The organism is Parabacteroides sp. AM08-6, from assembly GCF_003473295.1.
Classification (GTDB): domain Bacteria; phylum Bacteroidota; class Bacteroidia; order Bacteroidales; family Tannerellaceae; genus Parabacteroides.
The window spans coordinates 37934-55754 of sequence record NZ_QRMP01000009.1 but is presented as its reverse complement, the minus strand read 5'-3'; the positions used below and the strand labels follow the sequence as shown (position 1 = coordinate 55754).

19 protein-coding genes and 2 pseudogenes are annotated in these 17821 nt (G+C 46.6%); 2 read left to right on the top strand and 19 right to left on the bottom strand.

The annotated features are described in order from the left end of the window. The gene (locus DW103_RS08310; protein ID WP_118161561.1) at window positions 1-1011 is read right to left on the bottom strand and encodes a tyrosine-type recombinase/integrase; all 1011 of its coding nucleotides are present in this window, start codon (window positions 1009-1011) and stop codon (window positions 1-3) included. After that, the gene (locus DW103_RS08305; RefSeq protein ID WP_158576678.1) at window positions 980-2158 is read right to left on the bottom strand and encodes a site-specific integrase; all 1179 of its coding nucleotides are present in this window, start codon (window positions 2156-2158) and stop codon (window positions 980-982) included. The genes DW103_RS08310 and DW103_RS08305 overlap by 32 nt, the downstream gene beginning before the upstream one ends. A 390-nt stretch (window positions 2159-2548) precedes the next feature. Between DW103_RS08305 and DW103_RS08300 the strand changes: the two genes are divergently transcribed. Continuing rightward, complete coding sequence (locus tag DW103_RS08300) at window positions 2549-4999, top strand: AAA family ATPase (protein ID WP_118161559.1); 2451 nt, start codon at window positions 2549-2551, stop codon at window positions 4997-4999. A 414-nt stretch (window positions 5000-5413) separates the two neighbouring features. Continuing rightward, window positions 5414-5761 (top strand): annotated as a pseudogene (locus DW103_RS08295) (glycoside hydrolase); the annotation flags it as partial. Between the two features lie 124 nt (window positions 5762-5885). Here the strand turns inward: DW103_RS08295 and DW103_RS08290 are convergent. The 17 genes and pseudogenes from DW103_RS08290 to DW103_RS08205 all read right to left on the bottom strand — a co-directional run bounded on the left by DW103_RS08290 (window position 5886) and on the right by DW103_RS08205 (window position 17818). Continuing rightward, window positions 5886-6812 carry a hypothetical protein gene (locus DW103_RS08290; protein WP_004318909.1) on the bottom strand — a complete coding sequence of 309 codons (927 nt, stop codon included), beginning with the start codon at window positions 6810-6812 and terminating at the stop codon, window positions 5886-5888. 66 nt (window positions 6813-6878) lie between these two features. Continuing rightward, window positions 6879-7169, bottom strand: a complete 291-nt coding sequence (locus DW103_RS08285) for a DUF4120 family protein (protein WP_004318886.1) — start codon at window positions 7167-7169, stop codon at window positions 6879-6881. A 278-nt stretch (window positions 7170-7447) separates the two neighbouring features. Then, entirely contained in the window at window positions 7448-7789 is a 342-nt protein-coding gene (locus tag DW103_RS08275; protein WP_004318885.1) for a hypothetical protein, read from the bottom strand. Between the two features lie 21 nt (window positions 7790-7810). Beyond that, entirely contained in the window at window positions 7811-8329 is a 519-nt protein-coding gene (locus DW103_RS08270) for a hypothetical protein (RefSeq protein WP_004318884.1), read from the bottom strand. A 10-nt stretch (window positions 8330-8339) separates the two neighbouring features. Continuing rightward, on the bottom strand, window positions 8340-9050 hold the full coding sequence (locus DW103_RS08265; protein WP_004318883.1) for a hypothetical protein: 711 nt from the start codon (window positions 9048-9050) through the stop codon (window positions 8340-8342). A 1-nt stretch (window position 9051) separates the two neighbouring features. Then, complete coding sequence (locus DW103_RS08260) at window positions 9052-9414, bottom strand: hypothetical protein (protein WP_004318882.1); 363 nt, start codon at window positions 9412-9414, stop codon at window positions 9052-9054. A gap of 10 nt (window positions 9415-9424) precedes the next feature. Next, window positions 9425-10447, bottom strand: coding sequence for an LPD29 domain-containing protein (locus DW103_RS08255; RefSeq protein ID WP_004318878.1), 1023 nt, complete (start codon window positions 10445-10447; stop codon window positions 9425-9427). Window positions 10448-10458: 11 nt separating this feature from the next. After that, entirely contained in the window at window positions 10459-10668 is a 210-nt protein-coding gene (locus DW103_RS18625) for a hypothetical protein (RefSeq protein WP_080599529.1), read from the bottom strand. Window positions 10669-10671: 3 nt separating this feature from the next. Further along, window positions 10672-11277: pseudogene (locus DW103_RS18430) on the bottom strand (hypothetical protein); the annotation flags it as partial. A gap of 11 nt (window positions 11278-11288) precedes the next feature. Then, window positions 11289-11873 carry a hypothetical protein gene (locus DW103_RS08240; RefSeq protein WP_117984072.1) on the bottom strand — a complete coding sequence of 195 codons (585 nt, stop codon included), beginning with the start codon at window positions 11871-11873 and terminating at the stop codon, window positions 11289-11291. A gap of 19 nt (window positions 11874-11892) precedes the next feature. Then, the gene (locus DW103_RS08235; protein ID WP_004318873.1) at window positions 11893-12402 is read right to left on the bottom strand and encodes a DUF4313 domain-containing protein; all 510 of its coding nucleotides are present in this window, start codon (window positions 12400-12402) and stop codon (window positions 11893-11895) included. A 40-nt stretch (window positions 12403-12442) separates the two neighbouring features. Then, on the bottom strand, window positions 12443-13372 hold the full coding sequence (locus tag DW103_RS08230) for a hypothetical protein (protein WP_004318871.1): 930 nt from the start codon (window positions 13370-13372) through the stop codon (window positions 12443-12445). 92 nt (window positions 13373-13464) lie between these two features. Continuing rightward, on the bottom strand, window positions 13465-13752 hold the full coding sequence (locus DW103_RS08225; protein WP_004318870.1) for a hypothetical protein: 288 nt from the start codon (window positions 13750-13752) through the stop codon (window positions 13465-13467). Window positions 13753-13762: 10 nt separating this feature from the next. Further along, the gene (locus DW103_RS08220; protein ID WP_004318868.1) at window positions 13763-14077 is read right to left on the bottom strand and encodes a hypothetical protein; all 315 of its coding nucleotides are present in this window, start codon (window positions 14075-14077) and stop codon (window positions 13763-13765) included. A gap of 12 nt (window positions 14078-14089) precedes the next feature. After that, a complete protein-coding gene (locus DW103_RS08215) occupies window positions 14090-14587 on the bottom strand; it encodes a hypothetical protein (protein ID WP_004318867.1) in 498 nt (165 codons plus the stop codon). Then, entirely contained in the window at window positions 14578-14811 is a 234-nt protein-coding gene (locus DW103_RS08210; protein WP_004318866.1) for a hypothetical protein, read from the bottom strand. Before DW103_RS08210 ends, DW103_RS08215 begins: the two co-directional genes overlap by 10 nt. 4 nt (window positions 14812-14815) lie before the next feature. Beyond that, on the bottom strand, window positions 14816-17818 hold the full coding sequence (locus tag DW103_RS08205) for an N-6 DNA methylase (RefSeq protein ID WP_117984074.1): 3003 nt from the start codon (window positions 17816-17818) through the stop codon (window positions 14816-14818). Window positions 17819-17821: the final 3 nt, after the last annotated feature.

Below are 17821 nucleotides of genomic sequence, written 5' to 3'. Positions count from 1 at the left end.
TTATTGCATGATAGAGATGGTTGGGAAAATATATTCTGATATGTTTGATGTGACCTCTGATAAATCAGGATATACTTGACTTGTAATCCTAAGATAATATTCTGTGTCACTTACGCATTTATGCCCAATAGCTACAGAAAGAATCGGTAAGCTACAGTACATATCCAATCCTTCCTCTGCAAGTTTATTAAGTGCATGCACGGCAAAAGTATGGCGGAGGTCATGTATTCTGGGACCAATGCCCGGAGTATAGTTAATCTTGCATTTTTCAAGGATTAACAGAAACCAATGTGTCGCAGAATTTCTTTTAAAGGGTTTCCCGTCTAACGAAACCAAAAATGGAGAGTCAGGAGAATTTATATCAGATAATGGCAGTTTGTCACGCTTTACAAGATATTGTTCAAATACCTTGAACAGAGATTCGTTAATAGGAAGCAGGCGTTCTCTTCTATTTTTGCTATCCCGTATTATAATGGAACGTGAGACCATGTCAACATCACTGTTCTTTAGATTTGCGGCTTCTCCTATTCTCATGCCTGTGGAATACAGCAATCTTAACAATACCGGTATTGAGAATATTTTGACTCTAAAATCCCTCCGCGTAAGTTCCAATTCGTCTGCCGCATTGAATATGTCGTCTAGCTCCTCTTTGGAAAAGATGTATGGGGCATAGTGTTCTTTAGGCTTACGGGGATATACAGGAACATAACATGGGATGCCGAGCTTTACCAAATAACGGCAGAACTGCCCGATTATACAGAACTTCATGTATATTGTTGTTGCCTTTTTGCCATATATGTTGTTTCTCCACAAGGTTATGTCAGATTGTGTCATACATACAGATTCCAAACCGGAAGCTAAGACAAATCGGTCAAATTCACGCAATGTAGCCAATATATTGTCCAGTTTTGAACCGGACATTTCTTTCATCTCCAAAAAACGTAATATGTATGGAGAAAATATGCTCTTAAAATCATTCTTATAGGAAGAATGTACCGTTTTGTTGTTCATAAAAATCGTCTTTTACAGGTGGAACATCAAGCATACAGCGATTTATCGCATGTATATCAATCCGCAAATAATTCATGGTCACATCATGACCGCTGTGACCGAGCGATTCAGATATTGTAGGAAGGGTAGTACCTTGTTCAAGCATTCTGCTTGCAAGAGAAAACCGCATTGAATGCGGACCATGTTTGCGCCCAGCATTATCAACACCACTCTTCAATATGGCTTGAGATATTAGTCGGGCAGCTCCAGACCTATTCATCTTTGTTATAGGACATGTATGGGTCACAAACACTTCATCGCATTTGCATTGAGGACGCACTTTAAGATACGCTATGACGGCTTCTCCGACCTCCACCAGCAGAGGTAGTTCTATCGGATTTCCAGTCTTTGCCTGTTTCAGTCGTATAAAGGATTTATCCCAATCTATATTATAGAATTTCAACCCGACGATATCGGAAATGCGAAGACCAAGTCTTGAAGCCAATAGAAGCATGGCATATGTACGCTTTCCAGTAGCTCCGCTACGGCTTACCGAAGACTCAATAATTTTCACTTCTTCCCTTGTGTATATTATGGGCAATTTTTCACGAGGTTGATGATGGATGAACTCAAATAAATATGAATAATTGGGAGCATCTGGATGGAACTTGCCTATGAAGTCATAAAATTGGTGCATGGCAGTATATCTATAATAATGCGATTCTTTTACTCCTAAAAACTCCAGTACATCGCTTTCCGATATTTGAGTGATATTATCTTTCCCCTTAATATTTAGGGATGTGATAAAATACGATAATAATCTGCGATAATTTTCGATTGTCGTTAATTGCCGTCGTTGTTTCAATTTGTAATTGATAAAGTCTTGTGCGATAACTCCTATACCGCCAGTTAGTGGAAATGTAGGAGTATGCGGAGTATGTTTGGGTATATTTCCGGTCAAAACATATGATTCAAGAATACGTATGCTCCTTTTGAATCTCTTTCGGGATGCCGGTGATAAGGACGGAAGTTTTTCCATGAGAAATTTACGTCCCAAATCATGTGAATAAATATTTGTTCCGCTCTTACTGAGAAATGGCTTTACATGTAATTTCCATCTTACAGTATGGACACTGATGCAACTCTGAGAATATCCAGATTCTTTCATTTTCTCTGAGCATTTGACAATTAAATCGTCAATAGTGTAGTCATATACATCCATAATCTTACATTTAAAAATTATACCATGTATAAAAATAGACAACAAAAGCTCTAATTCTTAAATTATTCTCATAATATTATCAAAAGTATCCATTTCTATTTTATGCTATTATTCAGATAAGTAGCAGGATTCTTTGTTCATACTTTGGATAATGCTTTTAAGAGAGATTTCTGATTTGTGCATTTTGGGTATATTAACAAACGATAGAACTGATTTAAACACTAAATTACTAGCTGAGTTAAGAGCTTAAAAAAGTTGACTTAAAAATAATCATATTCATATATTGAATTAGAATTGATAATTGTATTTTTGTATCAAAAATGAAAAGAACAATCTATGTTTGAGAACTTTAAGAAGATAAAGATAAAAGGAGGTTACTTTGACGAAGATACGGAACTGGAACTTTTCAAAGGAGATGTGTCATTGAGTATCGTTTATGGACGTAACGGTAGCGGAAAAAGCACGATAGCACGTTGTCTGAAACAGTTGTCAGAGAGTGAAGAAGAACGGATTGAACGAGAGGAGAATGTGACACGGGGTGAGGAAACAAACTACACAGTGAACAGCGAGACTCCTATAGCAGATGAGCATAAATCTAGTATATTCGTGTTTGATGAAGATTTTCTACGAAACAACGTAAGGGTGGAAAATGACGGACTGAACGCAATAGTGATGTTAGGTGAACAAGTAGAATTAGACGAAAAGATAAATGCGAAAAACGAGGAGCTAAGCAGAAAAACAGAAGAATTCAACCAGCAAGAAGAACTGGTAAAGAGATACAGTAATATCGAAGAGAATATATCACCACGGTATTATTGGAATCAGATAAGAGAAGGGTTGCGTGAAAACGGTGGGTGGGCAGACATAGACCGAGACTTAAAAGGGAACACACTGAAAAGCCGTATTACAGATGATTTGGTGAATATACTTATGAAAATGGAAGAGCCTGCGGAGACCTATGAGCAACTACGGGAACGGGTGAAAGCTGATATGAGGTTATACTTGGGAGCGGAAGATTCGCAAGTAATAGAGTGGGCTATAGACAAATTGATGCTGCCAGAAAGTTTAGAAGACTTGACTGTACTATTAGAAAGTCCTTTGGACTCGCCACAGTTGACAGAAAGAGAACAGCGACTGATGGAACTATTAACAAAAATAAGTCAGGAACCACAACACTTTGAACAGTTCCATACCCTGCATATGTTAGAAGAGGGTTGGACATTCTGCCCATTGTGTTTAAGAGAAATCACAGAAAAAGACCGTTCTTCCATAGCTGAGGTATTAACTCATCTTCTAAATAAAGAAGCGAAAGAGTTTAATGCGAATTTAAACATTGCATACGATCTGTTTGCGGAAATAAAAATAGATATGCCTAAATTTCCTGATAATTTAAATAAAACAGAATTAGATGCCGCTGTAGCTACCAAAGAGGAATTAAACAAGGTGTTGGCTACCCTACGAGAGAAGATAGAGCAACGAAAACGTAACATTTATAAACCACTGAAAACACCATTGACTGATAAGATGGGTGAAGCATATTGTAACGCCCGTATGGCATGGAAGACGGCACTCGAACGTGTACTGAAATGCGTAGAAACCTTTAATGAGACAGTCAATAAGCGAAATAAGTTGTTTGAAAGGATACGCCACGAGAATAATATGCTGGCTCGAAAACAATTGGCGTCTGCACTAATGGGTTACAAAATGGCATTGACTAACGAGGATAAAGATAAAAGGAAACTGCAAGTATTAAAAGAACAAAAGAATGAGCTGATAGCTGCTATTAAAGAACTGAAAATGCAAAAGGAACGCACGGATATTGCGTTGGAATATATCAACAAAGAATTGCAGTACGTGTTCTATAGTAACCGCAAAGTGAAACTGATACCCGGTGAGGGTTGCTATAAACTGACGGTGAACGGCAAAGAGGTAAAGCCAAAGAAGATTAGTGTGGGTGAGCGAAATGTACTAGGGCTGTGTTACTTTTTTGCAATGTTGTTTAGCGGAAAAAGAAATGAGGACAAGTATACCTCAGAATATTTGATTGTGATAGACGATCCTATTTCAAGTTTTGACTATGGGAATAGGCTGGGAGTGATGTCTCTGTTGCGGTATCAGTTTAGTAACATAAAAAAAGGCAATGCAAATAGCCGATTGTTAGTTATGTCTCACGATCTACAGTCAGTGTTTGATTTAGTAAAAATAAGGAGTGACCTGCAAGGAGGACGTGGCGAGAAGAAGTTTTTGGAGTTAGAGAATAGGAAAATAAAGGAACAGTCAGTAAGAAATGAGTACCAAAAATTACTGACACATGTGTATGAATATGCAAGTTGCGACCGTCCAGAGGATCTAGATGAAATTTCAGAGATGGGTATTGGTAATATTATGCGACGAATGTTGGAGGCCTTCTCAAGTTTTTGCTATAATAAGCCTTTTGAAACTATGATGCGTACGGAAGGGGTAATCAGTAATATACCAGAAGATAAGAGAGTGTATTACGAGAATTTTATGTGCCGCTTGACACTAAACGGAGAGAGTCATGAAGAGGAGCGAGTATACACATTGAGCAACTTTACACCTTTCTTCACTAAGGAGGAGAAATTGCAGACTGCAAAGAGTGTGCTACTATTTCTATTGTATGTGAACGAGCCACACATAAAGGCTTACCTAAAGCCGGAAGTGGTAGCAAGGATAGAAAGTTGGAAACGTGAAGAAAATGGGTGGATATCAACGGAATCAACCATAGGAGAATCAGAGAGGGCTTCAAGCCTAGAACTGGAATCCTGAAGTTTTCCATTTATGTAGTCCCGTCTAAAATAATTTCCACAATAAGAAGAGTCATTTTTTACCTTAAAAATGACTCTTCTTATTGTGTTTTCTTATATTTTTGAAATTTGTCAATGTGAAATAACTATTTAGAACTAATGATAGATAATTGGAGGCATAAAGCTGCTAACCGAAATTTATCGTACCCATTGGTTTGATATTTTCTTCTAGAGAACTTTCTTTCAAATGAATGTTTTATCCCATGAAGTTACATTTGGCTTTTATTAGAGTTTTTCACCACTGCTATGTTATTTCTTATCGTAAGTAATATTTAATCTTACAAACGAAACGACTTAATTATTAATGCAATAGAAGCTGAGACTTTGGATAATGTTTTGCTTTGGATAATACGGGTTATCAAAAGCTTTTGATAACCCGTACGTAGGATTTGGGCACAAATTATTGCCAGGTGAAACATTCACTCCGGATATGACCAAGGCGCAGGCGGATTCCCTGCTGAGGGCGGATTTGCTGAAACTTTGCTGTATGTGCAGCCGCTTCGGGAAAGACGCGCTCTTGGTCGCAACCCTTTCATATAATGTGGGTTATTACCGTCTGGTAGGCAATGGAAAGATACCCAAGAGCAGATTGATTCAAAAACTGGAATCCGGAGACAGGGATATTTATCAGGAGTATATCTCCTTCAGGTGCTACAAGGGGAAAGTGGTTCCAAGCATAGAGCGACGGCGAAAAAAGGAATTTGAACTGCTTTTTGAAGAGTGAAAGAAGTGTCAGAATAAGGTTTTGGATAATATAGTGTAATTTGTAATTGGATAAATCGCCCTCTCCACCGGTTGTTGTGGAGAGGGCGATTGGTGTAGAAGGCTGTTTCACATACCTGTCCGGTTCAGCTTACGGTAACAACCTCCTGTATTTCCGCTTCTTCGGGCAGACGGGACAGCAGGAGCTCCGCCATCGCCCCGTTCTGTGGGATGAGGGCCGGGAAGTCCGTCTTTCCGGGCTTGTATATTTCTGTAGCCACGTTGTACAGATCCCAGGCGGTAATCTGTCCCTTTGTCATGGCCAGTTTCAGCACCTCTTCGGTGAATATGGAAATCTGCCCTTGGTTCAGGGGATAGGTCTCGACGGAGGATGAAAGGTTCCTGTCCGAGCTGTCGTGGGATACACGCAGTGCTGTCAGCAGTCCTATGTACATATATACCTCCTCCATGGAAATAATCTTGTTTTTCAATCTCCGTATCCGTTCGATATCCTCGTTCATGTTCACCTCGAAGTTCGCCAGCCAGCCGTCCACGGTCTCGAACACCTCTTCCGTCGATACTTTCTTCTTTCCGTAATTGCAGACGCTCCGCTCAGGCGAAAGGATACACTGGTTATGGCATATGAGCACGCAGGGGCCTATGGCCGCCTGTATCCCGTCCTGATGGTAAGCCACGACAAGCGTCGTCGTCAGCTCGTCCGTCTCCCAGTCCTTGATCCGGATGGTGGCGAAGATACGGCGGAGTATGTGTGCTTCCACCGCCTTTTCCCCGTGTGTCTGCTCCACCTGCGGGAGTATGCTCACGCCGGGCTGTGTCTTGTTCCTGTTCTGGGCGGCGAAGATTTCCTCCACCTCATAATTGAGGCTGTGCTTCTCGCAGATATCCATCATGCGCCGGATGACCTGGTAATGGTAGATGCCCTGCACGGGATTGTTGTAGATGTCGTTCTCCTTGTAGGTACGCTGCAATGTCTCGAAGTTCATCACTTCGATTCCGTTCTTCTGGAAGTCGAACTGTTGTTGTCTTTCCAATACTGCCAATGTTGTTTCCATAATCTTGAATTTTATGAAGTTGATACTATTAGATTGTTTATTATTTATTGTTACCGTTTTCCCTTTTCAGGTATGTATCTGCCATCCGTGGAACGGTTCCAGCGTGACGGCGAAGGACCTGTCCGGTATTCCATGATAGAGCAGGCCGCCCACGATGCCCGTCCTTCCGTCGGGATAACGTTGCGTGAAACCGAACGAATACGGCGCGTGGTCGTAATAGAGGGATATCTCACTGGGATGGTCGGGATTCTTCTCCCAGCTTTCCAGTCTGTCCAGACAGTGCCGGAACGAGGTGTCGCCGATGGATTCTGCATAGCGCTTTACTTTCTCGAAATGTTCTTCATTCAGGATTTTCATGACTTTTGTATTTTATCTGTTAAACATGCCCGGCTCCGGGAGCCGGTATTTTTATTTCTCGCCTGCCTGACTGTCCCGTGTCCGTACGCGCAAGGTTTGGCGAAAGAAAATACCGCAGCCTTCAGGCGAGGATGATTTTCTTTCAGCCAACCCCGCAGGGGCCCGGCCTTGCGGCGTACGCAGGACACGGGACTACCTTTGCAGGGTGGGAAATAAAATATGCGGTCATTTTTTGGATGCCTTTCGGTTCAGGTCCTGGTTCTGTGATGCGGTGTACCCTATGCCGGAACTGTTTTTGAGGGATTGCCGGTCACGTACCGGATGATTTCTTCCCCGCTTGTTTCACCTTTGAGGTATGACAGCAGGCGTGGGAAAAACAGTTCAGGACAGTCCGTACCCACCTGGGAACTTGCTCCATTCCCGGTTGCGCATATGGCGAACCTGCCCAGTCCCAGACTTTGCGACTGTGGCACGATATGGAATGACAGCTTGTCCGTGGCGTTGATATGCAATCCCCGGCGGTAGGTGTAGAATGTCTTGGGTTCGCCGGTATCGTTATCCAAAGCTATCCGCTTATAACTGTTGGCTTTCAACAGCCTTATCAATTCCTGATTGGTCATAATCTTTCTGTTTTTGGTTTGTCAAATAGGTTTTACCGGTCTGGCTTCCATCACCGCAGAACGGATTTTGGCTTCCAATGCCGTATGATTTTCTTTCTTGACCCGTAGTTTCTGCCGAAACTGTTGCAGCTGCCCGTCGGTGGCTTCATCGAAGAACAGGTTGTTTGTGCGCTGGTATTCCAGATACTCCTTCTCTTTCCTTTCCGCGATGGTAATCTGTGCCTTTGCCGTTGACAATCTCGACAGGCAGGAGTTGAAACCGGTCCGGAGTCCGGTGCGTTTGTCGTAATAACTGTAATAGGTGTGAATATGCTTGCGAGGGTACAGGCATTGCAGCCGGGCTTCGCGCCAGCGGACCACCCAGCGGTAGCGTTCGTGCAGTTCCCTTGGCAGGTCATACGAGTGAAGCCGGACTGTATCGCCGGCTTCATCCCTGTATTCGATGGAGATACGTACCCAATGCCCGATTTGCAGTTCCCGTTCTGCTTTTGCAAGCTCTTTGGCGTATTCCCACCAGTCATCCATTCTTTCCTGTGCCATATTGGAATTATTATGATAGTGCAACCGTCTCTAAAAATTTCAGGTAGGCGGAAATCGCCTTGTGGCAACCGGAAAAATCAGGGCTGCGGCTTCCCCTCGGCCTGCTGTAGGTGATGCTCCCGGACTTGTCCAACTGTTTCACGCGGCTGCCCAGCACGCCCTTGGTCCGGATATGTATTTCAAAGCCGTCCCGTTTGGCAATCTCAAGGAACATCGTGCCCGTAATCCGTTCCCCTTCCAGGAATTTCTGTTTATGCTCATCGAGCAACAGCTGATGTTGCTCTTCACGTACCCTGCGCTCTTCCGCCTTTTTCTGTTCCTGTTCCCTGCGTTTCTGTTCCTGCTCCCTTTTGTATGCTTCACGGGCTTGCAGCAAGGGTGCGGTGTCGAGTCCGAGGGCCTCGAACACGCGGATGGAGAGCAGCTTGACAAAAGATCCTTTTTCCGCACTCTGAAGCGTATCCGCAATCCAGTTCCTGCAATAAGCGGCGGCTTCCTCCCTGCGGTTTTCCCCGTTGAGGAACCGGCGGGAATACTGCCCGCAGGAGAAGCATACGTTTTCAATCTTGCAGACCACATGGAAACAGTCCTCGTCCTCATTCCCGTATTCATTCTTTTCCGACAACGAGAGATACACGTTCTCGGCATACGGTTCCAGTTCCATATAAGGGGCCACGACGGTATTACCGTCAGACTTGTATCTGAATACTTTTGCTTTCATCTTACATATTTTTTGATTGTCCGTTCATATAATCCGTAATTCTCATTTCCAGTTCATCGTATATCCGGTTGAACTGCTCCTGGTACTCTTCCAGAAAAGCCCCGTCCGTATCGCACATGTCTTCGAGCGTCCTTCCGTTTGCACGGCACAGCTCCGCATCGGCCAGCTCACTGACAATCTCGCTGAGCATCGAGCGGTCGTCTTCGGAAAGCAACCCTTCTTTCTTCAGGTGGCAGTAGTTGCGGATATTGTTTAGTAAATGCAGGTCCGCCCCTTCCCACCGTCTGTCTGGGAAGAGCGAGAATGCCTGTTTCAGTTCGTCGGGCTGTCCGCCCCACCATTCGTTCAAATTGTTCGGTTCCATATTCATAAATTTAATTGGTTGTTGCCTGTCTGGTTTGCCATTGCCGATGGGCGATGATGTATTCCTGTCGTTCCTGCTCCAGTAACACTTCCGTTTCAGGAGTGTAGCCGAGAAAACGGATGTAACCGCCATTATATCCCGTGAGCTTGCATTGGATACCGGCTTTCTCCAATTTGTCTATCCGTTTCTGCGCCAGTTTCGCGCTTGAGTAATCCTTCGGCCAGAAATAGTGCTCGCCCTGCGAGCCGTAATGGTCTTCCCCGAGTATCATTTCACCGGAATGCCTCCTGTGCTCGATGAAATCGAAACGGGCTGTGCCCAATGCCTGCCTAATTGCCTTGTGTGCGGCACCTTCGGGATGTTTGAATACCTCCGGCTTGTCCTTCTCCTTGCAGTCCAGTTTGGGTAGCTCCACTTTATACGGTTGCCTGTAACTGCCTATTCCCATCGTCATATAGAAATTGGTGTGGTGGTAATCCATCATCAAGTCGCTGTCGTCGAAATTGTACGACATGACGAAATCGCATATATTCATCATTACCTCTTTGGCTCTGTCAGTAAGTGATTCGTCGGATTCGATACAATAATGATTGATTTCGTCCTGAACTTTGCCGGACTCTCTGGTAAACGCCTCGAAATCCGCTTTCATAAGCCGGACATGGATGGAATTGTAGTTTTCGCGTCTGACGGAAAACCTGTATCTCGGATAGGTCTCTTTCAGCCATATCCGTGTCAGCTCCACAATTTCAGGAGCATGCTGTCCCTTGTAGTTGCGGCCTTTCCAACGGTATTCGTTATACACGTATTCGGTGTATTCCCTTGCCGTCGCTCCCGAATAGTCGTGTTCGTAGCCGCTTGTGCTTACGGAAACATCCTGCCTGTCTTTCCATACATCGTACAGTTTTTCAAATTCGGTATTCACCTGCTGCATGATGGCGGTGTCACCACCCTTGTCCGGGTGGTGCTCCAATGCCAGCCGGCGGTACTCCTTCTTCAAGTCCGCCAGACTTCGTATGTTCTGAAAATAAGTCATGGTGTTTCTTTTTATGCCCCTGCGAGGCGGTTTATAAAATATTCCTGATAGTCAAGGTCGAGACCGAGATTGCTGCACGCCATCCCGATGTCGTCTTCCCTGAGGTCGTCCACCTCCTGCAATTCGCGAAGATGCCGTAGTTCATCGTCCAGGTATTCCTGTGCTTTCGTATCGTTGCAACTGCATGAGTAGCGAATCTGGCTGATAATGTCTTTCTGCATATTGTCTGTTTTTAAGAAGTGTTCTTTGTAAATTTGTCGTTTGCGTTCATAATCCTGTCCGCTCCACCATTGGGTTGCAGCATCGACAAAAGCCTGCGAACCCTCTTCAGAGGGATAATCACATTCCCGAAGTCCCGTAATCTGTTCCATTACCTTGGACTCGCACGACTCCCACCAAGACAGCATTTGTTCCTTAAACTCTTTCAATGTAATGAGAGTGTTGTGCGCTTCACATTCAGAGCACCATTCACTGTCATCGGAATCGCTGACATATTCGTTCGTATTGGCATCGACCCATGCGGTGATTTCCACGTTTGTGGAACCGCATTCTTCACATACAAGAATTTCTGAATCATCCGGATTCTTTCTTTTAGACTTTCCGTCATAAAGCGTGACGGCACGTTCCACCAGCAGTTCCCGGCTGCTCTCCGAAAGATCCGCACAGAACCGTTCCACCGCTCCGAATATGGCTTTGTCACTGTTCGCACACCATTTTTCCCAGAAATGTTGGTATTGCCCTCCGAACACAATTTTACATTCTTCCTTGCTCCATGCGTTCCACATATAGTAGAAGAAGCTGGAGACTGCATTTCCCGCTTGATATTTCATGATTTTCAGATTTAAGGTTCGACATTCTTTGTTCCTTCCAGCTCCAGCTTTGCAGCCTCGTACATTTCGTTGAGCCAGTCGATGTTACTTGCACCGAGTTCAAACGGGGATTCGCAGGTAACTTCCTCAAGGCTGTCCTTTATCGTGGCCAATACCGTAAGTTTGTTGTCTGTAGCTTCAATGCCATTTACCCAACATTCGTAAGGCTCGCCGTCGTCATTGAACCATATTACCCAGACAGGGTCTTCGTCCTGACTCGTGAATGTCAGTTCCGTCAATCCGTGTGCATAGAGCAACTGACATATTGCTTCAATGATGTCCTTGCGGAGTTCTTCAATCCTGCCGCTGAAATCCATGGCAGTGTATTTTGCCCTGCCTTTTTTGCTCCGCTCCTTGAAGGACAGAACCTGCACGTCGGGATGACAGTCGAAATTCCAGTCCGTTACCTCGTCATCACCGCAGGTCGTGTGGATATTGCCGCCCAGCACCAGACCGCAGTCTTCCGTTACCATTCTTTCTGCTTGGTCGCGGTCTTCCGCCACGACAGTGTAAGTACCTTCGAAGGCGTACTTTACCTTTACATCATACTTTGCCATAATTCTTATGATTTGATTGTTAATGATTTATTTGTTGACAACTTATGATTTTATGAAATCCGGCAGGGTCAAGCCGGTAAAGCGACGGCATATTCAGCTTTACCATCGGGTAGTCTACCCAACCGCTCTGTCTCTTGTAGCCTGTATCCTCCGCCAGTTTGTTGGCTATAAGGAACTCCATGGCATCGGGATTGTTGTTGATGTCGACAAAAGCCCTGTCCGGTAAAGCAAATGCCGGTTCATTTTCAAGATTGACCGTCAGGATGGTGTAGATTTCATGTGTCTCAGGAGCTTTCAGGCACAATGCCGGCCAACCGTTTGGGTACATTTCCATTGCTATGGAGAAGTGTCCGTCCTGATAGCGAAAAGTCCTGCCGGCAACCGGGCGATTGCACTTGACTATCTCGAAATCATCTTCTCCTTCGGTAAATGTCATCATAGGCAAGGATACATCGGCAAAACATTCTTCATCACGGTAACAGAGGTGCTCTTTCCCGTGTGACCGGATTATTGTCAAATGGGTATTCATATTCACAATTGTTTTATAAAGTTATTGCTTTATTTGACTGTCAGGACACTATGCTTACCGCATCACCGAAGAAGGAATCACATACGCCATATACATGCTGGACGGAGTAGTCGTATTTGGAGCGTTCATCATCCAGCCGGAAACGGAAACCGTGGTAGTCTTTCACTTCCAGTTTCAGCCTTACATCCTGTTTCAGCTCCATTTCAAGCAGGCTGCCACCGCCATACATCGAACTGAACAGTCCGCAACAGTTTCCTTTGGGAATGACGATCTCTTTTAGGGAGAAGCCGGCATCATACAGTTCCTTCAGGTTAACCTTTCCGATATAGGTCAGCAGGTTGGCCCCGCAGCAGGAGTTGACAAGTTCCTGGTAGAATTGTTCGTAGGACACCTGCTCCTTGCCGTCACGCGATTTCCTGTTCGGGAAGCGTTCGTGAACCTCGTATCCGTGTTCAAGCAAGAGTTTCTTGACCTTGGCAGGATTGAGGTTCAGGGTATCCACCATGTCCCCGAAATAGGATTCCTCGTAGCGATAGCCGCCTTGCGACTCGAACCAGTTGGAATTTATGCAGTCATAGTTGGAAAGCATTTCCACCCGGATGGGTATGTCGTCCGTGCGTTTTATCAGGTCCTTCAGCACATCCGAGTCGTTACGGTTGTATATCTCATCGCGGATTTCATCCTCGTGCCCGTCGAAGAAGTCATCGACATCTTCCTCGTCAAAGTCACCCGATACGGTGCATCCCTCTTTTAATTTTGCGATAATCTCACGGACCGCTTCCCACTCGGCATCGCTGTACCACTCGTCTGCCTTTTCCCACAGCTCTTCGCAGTTTTTGTTGTCAAGACACTTCTGTATCAAGCCCCGATGGTCGTCAAGATTGTCATTATAATCCGTCCATACCAGCGTGTAGGCCGGTTCCATAAGGGACTTCACGAAATCCAATGTCAATGTTTTCTGTTCATCCATTTGTCTTACCTGTGTACGGCAGGATTCTGTTTCCCGTACATACCGTTATAAATGACGGAAGCGACCTTGCGGCCGCCTCCGTGTAAATCTCCTTATCCATACAGTTCCTTCACGGCCCTGTCGTATTTTTCCTTTTCCATCTCCGTCTTCAGGTTGAAATGGAAACGGGCGGTATATCTGTAACCGGTTCTCGGCTCACCGCCGCATTGCCGTATCGCCATGTCTATCTCCCAGTCGATATCACCGATGCCGAGCGATATGTATGAGTGCTTTAGCATACATCCGGCAAGCCGCAGAGCGGAGTCCTTTTTGTTCTCTCTGCACAGCTTGTCGAAAGCCATTATTGCGATTTCTCTGTTTTCTATCGTTATCGTATTCATATATTCCAATTCAGTTAAGTGTCGGACTATCCCGTTCCCTGTCCCGGCTTGCCAGCATTCCGAAATGGATACTGAATATGCGTTGTCCGAAACAGACCGGGGAATTGTATTCCACACGCTGCCACAGCGTGAAATGGTTGCCTGCATACGACCATCTGAAATATCCCGACAGCGAGCCGTACGCGGGATTGGCATTCCGGTGTATGAGCATTCTGTTCACCTCCATGATGTTGTTTGCCACCAGAAGGGTATTCAGTATCTCCACGAACGCCATCTGCGCGTATGGGTCTGTCGGGAAGACCGGTCCGAGAAAATTGATATTCATAAGCGTATGTTTTTAATCGTAATTGTCATCGAACACCTCGAAACGGGGGGTGACCGTGTCGAAGTAATTGTTTGATATGCCCGGATAATACAGGAAGCCATCATCGTCTCCGTCCGGGCAGGTGTCGTCGCCGGTGGACGTGGCATTGCCGTACAGTTCCAGGTAGTGCGCTACCAGCAGGTGCGGGTCTTCCGAGCTGATGTCGTGATGACATTTGTCGCACCAGTCGAAGAACCACTCCTTGTCGGGTTCATCCAGCTGTTCCATCGCCTCCCTGATTTCAAAGAAGTTGGGGCACAGCCACTGCCTGTTTATCAGCGAGCCGGGAATCTCTTCCCACCGCGTGTACCTGTACTCCGGGTTCTCCTCTTCCGGGAACATGTCGGAGCAGGTGCAAAGGAATTCCCCCATGTCGCCGAAGTCGGACATCTGCAACCAGTTGTCCTTCTCCTGCCTTATGTCTATGAGATGCTGAGTGGTCACTGCCACTTCCGCTTGATTCAAGTCCATAATCGTTTTTTATTGTAGTTAATGACCGGAACCGGGGATTCCATTCCACAGGCCCCAAAAGGTCCGTATCCCGGCTGTGCAGGGTTTTCCGGGGAAATACCGCAGCCTCCGGCGAGGATGATTTCTCCGGAAACCGCTCGCGGCATGACCTTGCACAGCCGATGGGGATACGGGCTACCTTTGCCTGTGGAATGGATTCTGCGGTTCCCTGTGTCTGTACTCATTTTGCTAACTCATTATGCGCTGGCTTCCCCAGCTGATGTGGATTTTTCCCTCGCTGTCACGTTCCCGTACCAGCAGGCTGTCGATGACGGACATCGTGACATCGAACTCCTCGAAGATTTCCGACTGCTCCTTCACCTCGCCGGTCTTGATGAACTCGTTGAGCCTTTCCTTTGTCAGTACCAATGCCATCAGGTTCTGTTCCACGGAATCCTTGTAGGTCACGAAATGGACGTTCTTCAGTTCCTTGGAGTCCAGGCGGATGAAGCGGAAGTAGAACTGCTCCATCTTGGGGATGTTCCATTGCAGGGATTCAAGGATGACATCGTTGCAGGAGGGGATATTTACCGAGCTGCTCAGGCTCTGCTGCGTGCATACCAGTATGCCGTTGATGGTGGAATCGAATTCCGAAACGATGCCCTGCCGCTTCTTGAACGCGACGTCACCCTTGACGGTAAATACCGGTCGGTCCGGGAAACGCTCGCGGATGAGATTTTCGTACAGTTCAAACGCCGCTATGGAGGTGCAGCCGACGGCAACCTTGCCGGGAATCTTCCGTATCAGTTTCTCGATGAAGACTGTCTTGTTCGGGTAGCCGTTCCCGAAATAGCCCTCTATCAGGTGGGGCACGGAGCAGGCCTTGATAAGAAGTTTGATCTGGCGCATGAGACGGAGCCCGGCATCCTTTTTCGTGTCGCCCGTACTGTTGTAGTAAAGCTCGCAGATACGACAGAACTCCTCGATGATAACACGGTACACCTCGTGTTCCCCCTCGGATGGTGCGACCGTGTGCATCCTTACCTCGTATTTTTCTCCGGCAAAGTCCTTGAACTTGCGCGTGATGACGGTCTTGCCGATAAGCTCGGACAGTTCGTCCTTGTTATATACGTCCTGGTTCTGCTTCTCGATGCCGAACACGGTCGCCTTGCCGGGACAGTGGCAGGCCCGGAACAGTACGTGCCCCCTGAAGGCGGGGAACGGTTCTCCGTAGTGCGGGTTTGGATCTTCCTCTATCTCCCTGTCCCTGTTCTCGTGGTATATCCGGCTGCACCAGCAAATCATGTTTATGGAGTTATTGTACAACAGTTCAAACTGGCTGTACAGCTCCGCGATGTTGTTGCGCGTGGTCGTTCCCGTGTCGAGGATCTTGTATTTGAGCCTGCGGAAGATGCCCAGGATATGCCTTGTGCGTTGTGACGAGGGGTTGGTAATCTCGTCGGATTCATCGAATACCAGGCAGAGTTTCCTTGAGGTGCGCCTGATGAACTTTGTCAGCCCTCTTTTCAGCTTGCCGAGCATGGAGGTGGAAAGCACGAGGAATACCCCTTCCGGAACCGTTTCGAGGTCGGCGTTGTTCCTGACCATGCGGAATCGCTCCCTGTTTATCGTCAGGAACGGCACCCATGTCATGTTGGTGGCGATGGCGGGGGCCAGTATGATGACATTGCGCACCTTACGGTATTTGAGCAGGTACTTGGCACGGTGATAGACAGCCGCCGTCTTGCCGGAGCCTTGCTGCCAGTTCAGCAGGGCAAAGCGTTTCTGCAATACGAGGTTCAGGTCGTGTTTCTGAAGCTCCGTGAACTCACATACATCGCCTTCCTTGTTGATGAAGGTCGTGCGGTCAAGATATTCGGCCAGTTGTGTGTCCGGTTTCATGTCTGAGAATGGACGGTTCTGTATTTCATATTGCCTGCGCTTTTTCCGTATCAGTTTCTTCGCTGCACGGACCTGCATCATGTTCTTTTCCGTCAGGATTTCCGGTACGGGAAGCTCCGCCCGTCCCAATACGAGGTCGTTGATGCCCGCTGCCTTGTGCTGTACCTTATCCAGCAGGCGTGGGGCGTACTGTTTCAGCCTGAAGCCGTAGGAGGTCTTCACCAATGCCACTTCCTTGCGCGGGACGATGTTTTGTGAGGTGATGTACCTGCGGATGATACCGAGTACTTTTTTCGTGGTCAGCTTCTTCCTTTCCCATTCCTTCTCCTGCTCTTTGGTGGCGTTCTCCGGTGGTTTCTGGTTGCGGAACTTCGTCACCAACGCTTCCGCCTTGTCGATATGCCTGTTCAGTGCCGCGTGTGCTTTCAGTTCGTACATGTACTTGGCGAGCTTGTACTCGAACAGTTCCAGTTCCTCCCTGTCAATCCGGTTGGTCTCGCGCATAAGGTCGAGGCGCAGTTTGTGCTTCATCGCCCTTGCCTCCATGATACGCCCTTTCAACTCGTCCATGGAGATGAACTCTTCCGCATTGTAGGGCTGCATTTCGATATGGCGGGACTCGCGCAGGAACACCATTACTTTCGTGCGGAAGTTGTGTACCCCTGTGGAGGCAAAGGCGTTCGGGTCTAATTGCACCTGGCCTACAAAGGAAAAGTCGCTGTTGATATTCGCGACACGGCTCTTCTCCCAGAACTCGCTTTGCATGAACGATAAGGGAACGATGACCATCAGGATGCCTGCCGGATTGAGCACATCGTATGCTTTGTTCATGTAATACTCCTGGGAGAGCTTGTAGTCGAACTTCAGATTGAAGGGAGGGTTGCCGATGATGACGTCGAAGCGTTGTTCCGGGTGGTATTGCCGGATGTCGCATTTCTCGATACGGGCTTCCGGGTAGAGGTATCTGGCGACAGTCACTGCTTTGCCGTCAATGTCAAACCCGTAGGCGTTGTGCAGGTTGGGAAGGTGGTTGAAGAAGTTACCCATGCCGCAGCACATGTCGAGGATCATTTCCGAATAGACGGGAGAAAGCATCTCCACCATATCCCTGCATACTTCATGCGGAGTGAAGAACTGTCCCATCTCGAACTCTTTTTTGGCATTGGCATACTCGTTATAGTTGGCGAAGTCGGACTGCTTTAGGTTGTGCAGCCCTCCGATGCCGGTATAGCAGTTGTAGATGCTCTCTGCCGGAATAAGGTCTTTACCTGAGTCTATGGCGAAAAGTATCTTTTCGTTGACTTCGGCCCGCTTGTCCTGCGGTATCTGTTGGGGGATGATGGCGTACATGTC

Bases quoted from the DNA above. Each gene is read 5' to 3' on its own strand.
- DW103_RS08285 (WP_004318886.1), bottom strand. From the start codon at position 7,169: ATGAAAATCCTGAATGAAGAACATTTCGAGAAAGTAAAGCGCTATGCA.
- DW103_RS08220 (WP_004318868.1), bottom strand. From the start codon at position 14,077: ATGAATATCAATTTTCTCGGACCGGTCTTCCCGACAGACCCATACGCG.
- DW103_RS08255 (WP_004318878.1), bottom strand. From the start codon at position 10,447: ATGACTTATTTTCAGAACATACGAAGTCTGGCGGACTTGAAGAAGGAG.
- DW103_RS08300 (WP_118161559.1), top strand. From the start codon at position 2,549: ATGTTTGAGAACTTTAAGAAGATAAAGATAAAAGGAGGTTACTTTGAC.
- DW103_RS08210 (WP_004318866.1), bottom strand. From the start codon at position 14,811: ATGAGTACAGACACAGGGAACCGCAGAATCCATTCCACAGGCAAAGGT.
- DW103_RS08265 (WP_004318883.1), bottom strand. From the start codon at position 9,050: ATGAAAGCAAAAGTATTCAGATACAAGTCTGACGGTAATACCGTCGTG.
- DW103_RS08275 (WP_004318885.1), bottom strand. From the start codon at position 7,789: ATGACCAATCAGGAATTGATAAGGCTGTTGAAAGCCAACAGTTATAAG.
- DW103_RS08240 (WP_117984072.1), bottom strand. From the start codon at position 11,873: ATGGCAAAGTATGATGTAAAGGTAAAGTACGCCTTCGAAGGTACTTAC.
- DW103_RS08235 (WP_004318873.1), bottom strand. From the start codon at position 12,402: ATGAATACCCATTTGACAATAATCCGGTCACACGGGAAAGAGCACCTC.
- DW103_RS08270 (WP_004318884.1), bottom strand. From the start codon at position 8,329: ATGGCACAGGAAAGAATGGATGACTGGTGGGAATACGCCAAAGAGCTT.
- DW103_RS08305 (WP_158576678.1), bottom strand. From the start codon at position 2,158: ATGAAAGAATCTGGATATTCTCAGAGTTGCATCAGTGTCCATACTGTA.
- DW103_RS08310 (WP_118161561.1), bottom strand. From the start codon at position 1,011: ATGAACAACAAAACGGTACATTCTTCCTATAAGAATGATTTTAAGAGC.
- DW103_RS08205 (WP_117984074.1), bottom strand. From the start codon at position 17,818: ATGTACGCCATCATCCCCCAACAGATACCGCAGGACAAGCGGGCCGAA.
- DW103_RS08225 (WP_004318870.1), bottom strand. From the start codon at position 13,752: ATGAATACGATAACGATAGAAAACAGAGAAATCGCAATAATGGCTTTC.
- DW103_RS08230 (WP_004318871.1), bottom strand. From the start codon at position 13,372: ATGGATGAACAGAAAACATTGACATTGGATTTCGTGAAGTCCCTTATG.
- DW103_RS18625 (WP_080599529.1), bottom strand. From the start codon at position 10,668: ATGCAGAAAGACATTATCAGCCAGATTCGCTACTCATGCAGTTGCAAC.
- DW103_RS08290 (WP_004318909.1), bottom strand. From the start codon at position 6,812: ATGGAAACAACATTGGCAGTATTGGAAAGACAACAACAGTTCGACTTC.
- DW103_RS08260 (WP_004318882.1), bottom strand. From the start codon at position 9,414: ATGGAACCGAACAATTTGAACGAATGGTGGGGCGGACAGCCCGACGAA.
- DW103_RS08215 (WP_004318867.1), bottom strand. From the start codon at position 14,587: ATGGACTTGAATCAAGCGGAAGTGGCAGTGACCACTCAGCATCTCATA.